The organism is Aminobacter sp. P4_D5 (assembly GCF_056401815.1).
Map to the genome: position 1 here is coordinate 22,962 of NZ_JBFUIP010000065.1, position 8,845 is coordinate 31,806.

At 62.8% G+C, this 8,845-nt stretch carries 12 protein-coding genes; 5 read left to right on the forward strand and 7 right to left on the reverse strand.

The genetic code is table 11. The features are described 5' to 3' along the window. Positions 1–2: 2 nt before the first annotated feature. Complete coding sequence (locus AC1DWF_RS15905; protein ID WP_476783463.1) at positions 3–842, reverse strand: LOG family protein; 840 nt, start codon at positions 840–842, stop codon at positions 3–5. A 144-nt stretch (positions 843–986) separates the two neighbouring features. On the opposite strand from AC1DWF_RS15905, the gene dapD reads away from it, so the two are divergent. The 4 genes from dapD (at position 987) to AC1DWF_RS15925 (ending at position 4,232) form a co-directional block, all read left to right on the forward strand. Then, complete coding sequence (dapD, locus tag AC1DWF_RS15910) at positions 987–1,841, forward strand: 2,3,4,5-tetrahydropyridine-2,6-dicarboxylate N-succinyltransferase (protein ID WP_476787951.1); 855 nt, start codon at positions 987–989, stop codon at positions 1,839–1,841. A 78-nt stretch (positions 1,842–1,919) separates the two neighbouring features. Further along, positions 1,920–2,291 (forward strand): DUF805 domain-containing protein, encoded by a 372-nt coding sequence (locus AC1DWF_RS15915; protein WP_476786072.1) that lies wholly within the window; start codon positions 1,920–1,922, stop codon positions 2,289–2,291. Positions 2,292–2,435: 144 nt separating this feature from the next. Next, positions 2,436–3,623 carry a succinyl-diaminopimelate desuccinylase gene (gene dapE / locus AC1DWF_RS15920; RefSeq protein ID WP_476787950.1) on the forward strand — a complete coding sequence of 396 codons (1,188 nt, stop codon included), beginning with the start codon at positions 2,436–2,438 and terminating at the stop codon, positions 3,621–3,623. A 12-nt stretch (positions 3,624–3,635) separates the two neighbouring features. After that, positions 3,636–4,232, forward strand: a complete 597-nt coding sequence (locus AC1DWF_RS15925) for a transporter (protein ID WP_476786070.1) — start codon at positions 3,636–3,638, stop codon at positions 4,230–4,232. Here the strand turns inward: AC1DWF_RS15925 and truA are convergent. The 6 genes from truA to def all read right to left on the reverse strand — a co-directional run bounded on the left by truA (position 4,226) and on the right by def (position 7,786). Continuing rightward, positions 4,226–4,969, reverse strand: a complete 744-nt coding sequence (truA, locus tag AC1DWF_RS15930) for a tRNA pseudouridine(38-40) synthase TruA (RefSeq protein WP_476786069.1) — start codon at positions 4,967–4,969, stop codon at positions 4,226–4,228. The genes AC1DWF_RS15925 and truA overlap by 7 nt on opposite strands. 23 nt (positions 4,970–4,992) lie before the next feature. Continuing rightward, positions 4,993–5,502, reverse strand: a complete 510-nt coding sequence (locus tag AC1DWF_RS15935) for a GNAT family N-acetyltransferase (protein ID WP_476786068.1) — start codon at positions 5,500–5,502, stop codon at positions 4,993–4,995. Further along, positions 5,499–6,434 carry a methionyl-tRNA formyltransferase gene (fmt, locus tag AC1DWF_RS15940; protein ID WP_476787949.1) on the reverse strand — a complete coding sequence of 312 codons (936 nt, stop codon included), beginning with the start codon at positions 6,432–6,434 and terminating at the stop codon, positions 5,499–5,501. The genes AC1DWF_RS15935 and fmt overlap by 4 nt, the downstream gene beginning before the upstream one ends. Next, the gene (locus AC1DWF_RS15945; protein ID WP_476841818.1) at positions 6,431–6,904 is read right to left on the reverse strand and encodes a PIN domain-containing protein; all 474 of its coding nucleotides are present in this window, start codon (positions 6,902–6,904) and stop codon (positions 6,431–6,433) included. The genes fmt and AC1DWF_RS15945 overlap by 4 nt, the downstream gene beginning before the upstream one ends. Then, positions 6,901–7,191, reverse strand: a complete 291-nt coding sequence (locus tag AC1DWF_RS15950; RefSeq protein ID WP_476783351.1) for a helix-turn-helix domain-containing protein — start codon at positions 7,189–7,191, stop codon at positions 6,901–6,903. The genes AC1DWF_RS15945 and AC1DWF_RS15950 overlap by 4 nt, the downstream gene beginning before the upstream one ends. Before the next feature lie 64 nt (positions 7,192–7,255). Next, entirely contained in the window at positions 7,256–7,786 is a 531-nt protein-coding gene (def, locus tag AC1DWF_RS15955) for a peptide deformylase (protein ID WP_476783350.1), read from the reverse strand. 103 nt (positions 7,787–7,889) lie between these two features. Between def and AC1DWF_RS15960 the strand changes: the two genes are divergently transcribed. After that, a partial coding sequence (locus AC1DWF_RS15960; protein WP_476841819.1) for a DNA recombination protein RmuC occupies positions 7,890–8,845 on the forward strand: 956 nt, incomplete at its 3' end.

An 8,845-nucleotide genomic window follows, 5' to 3' on the forward strand; every position in this document is an offset into this window, starting at 1 on the left:
ACTCAAAGGCTGTAGAACTTAGCGATGATGTCCCAGGCCTCGTCGGCGGTGTCGACGAAGTCGATGATGTCCTGGTCGCCCGGCGAGATCGTGCCCTGGTCGGCAAGGAAGTCGAGGTCGATCGCCCGCTTCCAGAATGATTTGCCAAACAGGATCACCGGCACACGCTCCATGCGCCCGGTCTGGATCAGCGTCAGTGTCTCGAAGAACTCGTCCATGGTGCCGAAGCCGCCGGGGAATACGGCAACCGCCTTGGCGCGCATGACGAAGTGCATCTTGCGGATGGCGAAATAGTGGAAGTTGAAGCACAGCTCTGGCGTCACATAGGCGTTGGGCGCCTGCTCGTGCGGCAACACGATGTTGAGCCCGATCGAGGGTGCGCCGACATCGTCGGCACCACGGTTGCCAGCCTCCATCACGCCCGGGCCGCCACCGGTGACCACGACGAATTCACGGTAGTAGGAAGCGGCCGAATGCTGCGAGCACAGGCGGGCAAACTTGCGCGCTTCCTCATAGTAGCGGCTGTTGGCCTCGAGGTTCTTGCGCTGCGTCTCGTTCTTGGCGGCCCAGGCGTCGCCGCCGGGTTCGGGAATGCGCGCGCCGCCGAACAGGATAACCGTCGAGCGGATGCCGCGCTCGGCCAGGACCATCTCGGTCTTGAGCAGTTCGAGCTGCAACCGGACCGGGCGCAGGTCGCGCTGGGTCATAAAGTCTTCGTCGTTCCACGCAAGCCTGTAGGTCGCAGCACGCGTCTGCGGCGTATCGGGCACACTTTTCGAGCGCTCGAGGTCCTCGTCGGAGTGCGGCAGCGGCGTCCAGCCAGCCTTTTCCATAGGATTCATTTTCAGCTCGACCCCAAATTACCGTTGACCGCGACATTACGCGGCGCCACCGCGATTGACCCCTTCATAAGGCTGAAATAGGGTCCGCGCGATTTTATGCCAGCTTAGAAGCCTTAAGCTTAACGGCTCGTAACGGAGATGTTTATGTCGAAGCCCGATCTCGCCAGCCTCGAAAAGACCATCGACAAGGCGTTCGAGGAACGCGACGGCATCTCGACGTCGACCCGCGGCGAAGTCCGCGAGGCCATCGAAGCTGCGCTCGACCTGCTCGACAAGGGCACGGCGCGTGTCGCCGAGCGCCAGGACGACGGCAAATGGCAGGTCAACCAGTGGCTCAAGAAGGCTGTCCTGCTGTCCTTCCGCCTCAACCCGATGGAGCTGATTTCCGGTGCGCCGGGCGGCGCCTCCTGGTGGGACAAGGTGCCGTCCAAGTTCGACGGCTGGGGCGCCATGGACTACGAGAAGGCCGGCTTCCGCTCGGTGCCTTCGTCGATCGTGCGCCGTACCGCCTATGTCGCTCCCGGCGTCGTCTTGATGCCGTCCTTCGTCAATGTCGGCGCTTATGTCGATAGCGGCACGATGGTCGACACCTGGGCCTCGGTCGGCTCCTGCGCCCAGATCGGCAAGAACGTGCACCTGTCCGGCGGCGTCGGCATCGGCGGCGTGCTTGAACCCATGCAGGCCGGCCCGACCATCATCGAGGACAATTGCTTCATCGGCGCGCGCTCGGAAGTCGTCGAGGGCTGCATCGTCCGCGAGGGCTCGGTGCTTGGCATGGGCGTTTTCATCGGCCAGTCGACCAAGATCGTCGACCGCGCCACCGGCGAAATATTCTACGGCGAAGTGCCGGCCAATTCGGTGGTCGTCGCTGGCTCCATGCCGGGCAAGCCTTTGCCGAATGGCGAGCAGGGCCCAAGCCTCTACTGTGCCGTCATCGTCAAGCGCGTCGACGCCAAGACCCGCTCCAAAACCTCGATCAACGAACTGCTGCGAGATTAAGGTTGCAGCAGTTCGTCTTACCGGGCATTTGAACAAATCGCTCGAATGCCCGGCCAAAACAGAACGGACCAGATCCACTTGCCTGACAAATCCCAGCTTTTCTGGTTGTTCTTCCGCTTCTCGGGCCGCGTGAACCGCGCGGTCTATTTGCTCGGTTTTTTGTTCATGCTGGTGGCGATGTCTTTCCCGCTCTACCAGTTCATGCGCGTGCACCCGGAAAGCGGGGCCGCGCAAATCTGGTCGATGCTGTTTGGCCTGACCTTCCTGGTGTTTTTGTGGGCGCATATCGCCTTCAGCGTCAAACGCCTGCATGATTTCGACAAGCCCGGCCTTTATGCGGTCGCCTTATTCATCCCGGTGATCTCGATCTTCGCCTTCATCGCGCTGTGCTTTTTTCCGGGCACGCCGGGTCCGAATCAGTTCGGATACGAGACCAACGCGCCGCGATAGCGGCTGACAGCCAACTATTCGAAGCCCGAACGGTTGGCTGTGACGGCAAAAACCGCAGCGATGCTTTACTGAGCCTGGAATCGGCGTGCGCTGGAACAACCGAACGTCGTGACAGGACCGGGCGATTCGATTATCGCTGTCGTCATGAAGCTGCCCACAGACCCCGCCGAGAACCTTGCCGCCCTCATCCGCTGCCCGTCGGTCACGCCAGCCGAAGGTGGCGCGCTGACGGCTCTTGAAGCCATGCTGAAGCCGCTCGGCTTCGCGGTCGACCGCCCGACCTTCTCGGAGGACGGCACGCCCGACATCGAAAATCTCTATGCCCGGCGCTCGGGCAACGGCCCGCACCTGATGTTTGCCGGCCATACCGACGTCGTGCCGGTGGGGGACGAGGCGGCGTGGACACATCCGCCCTTCTCGGCTGACATCGTCAACGGTGAGATGTATGGCCGAGGTGCTGTCGACATGAAGGGCGGCATCGCCTGTTTCATCGCCGCTGTCGCCCGCCACGTCGAGGCACATGGCGGCCCCAAGGGGGCGGTTTCGCTGCTGATCACCGGCGACGAGGAAGGCCCCTCGATCAACGGTACGGTCAAGCTGCTCGAATGGGCCGCTTCGCGCGGCGAAAAATGGGACGCCTCGCTGGTTGGCGAGCCGACCAATCCCCACGCGCTTGGCGACATGATCAAGATCGGCCGCCGCGGCTCGCTGTCGGCCACGATCATCGTCCATGGCCGCCAGGGCCACGTCGCCTATCCGCATCTGGCCGACAATCCGGTGCGCGGACTGATGACACTGGTCGACGCGCTGCTCAACCCGGTCTTCGACAAGGGCACCAAGGATTTCCAGCCGTCCAATCTGGAAGTGACGACGATGGATGTCGGCAATGCCGCGACCAACGTCATCGCGGCCAAGGCGACGGCAACCTTCAACATCCGCTACAACGACAGCTGGACCGACGAGACGCTCCAGGCGGAGATCCACAACCGCCTGGACAAGGCGAGCGGGCGCAAGAAATACCGTCAGGGCCGCAAGGAGCCGATCGAGTTCGAACTCGTCTGGCGCGACCGGCCAAGCCACGTCTTCCTGACCCGCAACGACAAGCTGATCGACGCGCTGGCGGGTTCCATCAAGACGGTCACCGGCCGCGAGCCCAAGCTTTCGACCACCGGGGGCACGTCAGATGCACGCTTCATCAAGGACTACTGTCCGGTCGTCGAATTCGGACTGGTGGGCAAGACCATGCACATGGTCGACGAACGCGTGCCGCTTGCCGAACTGGAAATGCTGACACAGGTCTACCAGCAGTTCCTCGCAGACTGGTTCGGGTGACGAAAAGCCCTCATGCTGGCAACCAATGACATCGAGCAATATCTGTCGGGTGCCTGGAGGCTGATGCTGGGCAAGGCCGATGGCCTGCGCCAGCTCGATCTCAGCGCCGACGGCTTCTGGAACTCGTTCTTCGCCCTCTTGATAGCAGCGCCCGCGCTGATCGTCGGCTGGGTCGCCGTTTCCGATGAGCTTGCGCTGCAATCGGCATTCTCCGCCGGTCGCTTCGGCATCATCCTGCGGTTGGCGCTGGTCGATATCGGGGCCTGGATACTGCCGCTGATCGCCTTTGCGCTGGTGGCACCGCGGGCCGGCGTCGGCGACCGTTTCGTCCACTATGTCGTCGCCAGCAACTGGGCTTCGGCGATCATCGCATGGCTGATGTTGCCGACGGCGCTCTCGCGCATGCTGTTTCCGGCGGCGCAGAGCTTCACAACGCTGCTGTCGCTGGGGCTGTTTGCCCTGTCGATGGTGTTTACCTGGCGAATGACCAATGCCAGCATCGGCAAAGGTGCCGCTGTCGGGTCGGCGGTTTTTACCGCCATGTTCATGATGTCGCTGCTGGTGCTGTTTTCGCTACAGGCGATGTTCGGGATTTACGTGCCTCAGTAATCCACACCAGACAAGTAGAGCCCGTCGGGCGGCGCCACCTGGCCGCAGGCAGCGCGATTACGCGCATCGAGTGCTGCCTTGAGATGATCGGCCGTCCAGCCCCCCTCGCCRACCCGCTTCAGGCTGCCGACCATCGAGCGGACCTGGTTGTGCAGGAAAGAGCGCGCCGACGTCCTGACCTCGATCATCTCGCCCGTCCGTGTCACGTCGAGACGGTCGAGCGTCCTCAGCGGGCTGTTGGCCTGGCACTGGGTTGAACGGAAGGTGGTGAAATCGTGCCGGCCGAGCAGAAGCTTGGCAGCCTCCGCCATCGCCTCGTGGTCTAGGCGCTTGGGCACCCACCAGACCTTGCCGCGCTCAAGCGCAGCGGGGGCCCGGCGATTGAGGATACGGTAGATGTAGTGGCGCCCGGTGGCCGAGAAGCGGGCATCAAAATCGTCTGGCACCTGCTGTGCAGCAAGCACCGCCACGGTCTCGCCGGCCGCTTGCATATGCGCGTTGACCGCATCGCGCACCTTGTCGTTAGCCCACGCCTTGGTGAGGTCGGCATGAGCGACCTGGGCGGTCGCATGCACGCCGGCGTCGGTGCGACCAGCGCCGCGCAGCGAGATCTCGTCGCCCGAAAACTTAAAGATTGCCTGCTCGATGGCGGCCTGCACCGTATGCAGGCCGGCCTGCCGCTGCCAACCGGCATAGGCGCGACCGTCATACTCGATATCCAGGCGATAGCGCGGCATTTGCTGGGAAAACTCCGGCCGCTTTAGGCGGCCAGAGCCGTACCGAAGGCCGAGGCGTAGACCAGCTTGCCGGTCTCGGGCGCATCGCCCCAGGCCAGCGCCTGCAGCGCGTCRCACTGATAGTCGCTTTCGAACTTCGCAGCACGTTCATGGGTGTAGCCGAAGCGGCCGTAGTAGGCAGGATCGCCAAGCACCACGGCCAGCATCTCGCCGGCATCCTTGAGGCGGATATGGGCCTCGCGGATCAACGCGCCACCGATGCCGCTGCCGTGGAAATCGGGTTCGACCGCCAGAGGCGCAAGTGCGACCGCCGGAACGGTGCTGCCGCCGTTCTGCACATAGAGGCGCGAAAACAGGATGTGGCCGACCACATCGCCATCTTCCTCGGCGACCAGTTCGACGATCACATCGCCCTGGGAAACCAGCGCATCGACCAGACCGGCCTCGGCCTGCTGGCCGAAGGCATGTTCTTCAACGAGGCGGATCGCCTCACGGTCGCGCGGCGTTGCCGCCCGAATCGACATCATGCTCATGACAACTTCATTCCTTTTTCGATCTTGGCACCGCGCAGGAATTCATCCGCGGTGACGGGTTTTCCTCCCGCCTTTTGCACCTCGACCAATCCAACGGCACCTTCGCCGCAGGCAATCTCCAACCGGTCGTTGAGAACCGTTCCCGGCTCTCCTTGTCCAGCGGCACGTTGCGAGCGCAAAACTTTCAGGCGCTCTGTTCGTCCGCCGATTCCGAATTCGCACCAGGCGCCGGGAAACGGCGACAGGCCACGGATATTGTTGTCGACCGCCGTCGCCGGCAAGGTCCAATCGATCCGCGTCTCCGCCTTATCGATTTTTTTGGCGTAGGTCACGCCTTCGCTGGCCTGGGGCACCGTTTCCAGCCTGCCCGCTTCGAGTTCCGCCAGCGCTTCTACCATGAGCGAGGCACCCACCGCCATCAGACGATCGTGCAACTCGCCAGCTGTCATGTCGGGTCCAATCGCGACTTTTTCAAGTCTCGCCACCGGTCCAGTGTCCAATCCTTCTTCCATCCGCATGACCATCATGCCGGTTTCGGCATCACCTGCCATGATGGCGCGCTGGATGGGGGCTGCCCCGCGCCAGCGTGGCAGAAGCGAGGCATGACCGTTGTAGCAGCCAAGCCGGGTGCCCAGAAGAATGGGTTTGGGCAGCAGCAATCCATAAGCGACGACAACGGCGACATCGGCTTTGAGGTCGGCAAACGCGGCCTGCTCTGCCTCGCCTTTCAACGACAGTGGTGTGCGCACCTCGATGCCCAGCCGCTCGGCCTCGCGTTGCACCGGCGACGGCGTGAGTTCCAGCCCACGCCGGCCAGCGGCGCGTGGCGGCTGGCTGTAGACGGCAACAACCTCGTGGCCGGCCTCAGCTATTGCACGCAGCGTCGGCACGGAAAAATCCGGCGTGCCCATGAAGATGACGCGAAGGCTCATTCGGCTCTGGCTATCCCGCATGCCCCAGATGGCGTCCGGCTATCCGTTCRGGCCCTCGCTTCAAACGGGTTTACGAGCCTGAGGTCAAGTCCGTCGAAGTCCCGGCTGTTGCGCGTGGCAAGGGTTGCATCATGCACGAGGCAGATCGCCGCGATCATGGCGTCGATGACGAGGATCGGTCGCCCCTTGCTCTCACGCAACGCGACGATCCGGCCATAGGCGAATGCGGCATTCAGATCGAACTCCAGCAGGCGTCCTGAATACTCCGCAACCAACTGGTTCAGCCGCGAAGAATATTTGGCAGAGTTGGACCTCAGAAGCGTGCGATTTGCTCCCATCGCAAGTTCAGCGATCGTTGGTGTCGCCAGATAAAGTGACGTTTCGTCTTGACCGTTGAGCCACGCCATCGCCAGTTCGTCCGGCGACGGCCGTCCGGGCTCTGAAACGATGTTGGTATCGAGAACAATCATTCCGGGTCTGGGATCGGCCGGCCGAAATCACCACGCCTCACCTGATCGAGATTGCGTTGAAACTCGTCGGCTTCTTCGTTGCTCTCGAAAGCTCCTGCGAAAATGGCGCGAAGTCGCTCACCGGCCGGGGCCGCTTTAGCAACCGCGTCTCGGTTACCCACAGCCACGATGCCAGCGCGGAGCGCTTCGCGTGCGGTATCGGACAGGCTTTGCCCTCGCTTTCGGGCCAAGGACTCGATATCCGCCCGCAACGCGTCGGAAATATTCCTGATCAGCAGGTCGCCCATATGCGCCTCCATCGGTTGATATCAATGATATCAGACCGTGGCGCTGCCGGCAAATGGGGTAGAATCACCCCACCATGCGGCTCGGCGGGCGGTCCTTGGCGAGCTTCTTGAACTTCTTCATCACCATGTCGCGCTTGAGCTTGGAGATGTAGTCGATAAACAGCACGCCGTTCAAATGGTCGATCTCGTGCTGCAGGCAGGTGGCGAGCAGGCCGTCGGCCTCGACTTCCTGCTGCTTGCCATGTTCGTCGAGATACTTCACCCGCACCGTCGCCGGACGCTCGACTTCGGCGTAGTAGTCGGGGATGGACAGGCAGCCTTCCTCGTAGATCGCGCGGTCATCGCTGCTCGTCACGATCTCGGGATTGATGACGATGCGCGGTGCTGGCTCCTCGCCTTCCTTGGCAAGGTCGATCACCAGCATGCGGATCGGTTCGCCGACCTGGATCGCGGCCAAGCCTATGCCCGGCGCGTCATACATGGTGTCGAGCATGTCGCGCGCGAAGTTGCGCACGCCGTCGTCGATGCGTTCGATCGGCTTGGATTGTTCGCGCAGGAGCGGATCGGGAAGGAGGATGAGCTGCTTGATCGTCATGCGCTTCAACTAAGATGTCGGAATAAAACCGTCAACTGGTCTGAAATGGAGATGTTCCTGTTTTGATCTGCCCAAGCGGGACGAATCGGCTATGGTGCCAGCGATGAACGAGCTTTCCAGCATTCTGTCCGCCCCGATCGCCCAGCTTGGCGCGACAATCATCACGCTCGGCCAGGCACTCGGCTTTGGCGCGTTGCTGTTCGTTGTCCTGCTCGCCGTGCTGATGATCGCCCTGTGGCGCTCGGCCAAGGCACGCGCGGTCGCCGCCGCAGAGGCCGCCGATCATGCCCGCGACGCCGAGGCCCGCATGGCCGGCATCCTGCGAGCCCAGGCCGAGATGCAGGGACGTCTCGGTACGGTCGCCGACATCTTCGGTGCGCGCCAGGCGGAGTTGACCCAATCGCTCGGCCAGCGCCTCGACGCGATGACCGGCCGCATCGGCCAAACCATGGTCGAGCAGACCAAGTCGACGCATGACAGCCTGGCCAAGCTGCAGGAGCGGCTGGCCGTCATCGACACTGCCCAGGGCAACATCCAGTCGCTCGCCGGCCAGGTCGTGCAGTTGCAGGCGATCCTGTCCAACAAGCAGACACGCGGCGCTTTCGGCCAGTCGCGCATGGAAACGATCGTCGCCGACGGCTTGCCGCTCGGCGCATACGAATTCCAGGCGACGCTGTCGAACAACAACCGGCCGGATTGCCTGGTCAAGATGCCGAACGGCGCGCCGGCGCTGGTCATCGACGCCAAGTTTCCGCTCGAGGCGTGGAACGCAATCCGCGCGGCAGCCGACGTCGAGGGTGCGGCAGAAGCACAGAAATATGCCGCCCAGGCCTTCCGGCGCGACCTCGAAGTGCACATCAAGGCAATCTCGGAGAAATACCTGATCGCGGGCGAGACGCAGGACACCGCCTTCATGTTCGTGCCGTCGGAATCGATCTTCGCCGAGATCCACGAGAATTTCGAATCGCTGGTGCACCGCGCTCACCGCGCCCGAATCGTCATCGTCTCGCCGTCGCTCCTGATGCTGTCGATCCAGGTCATCCAGGCGATCCTCAAGGA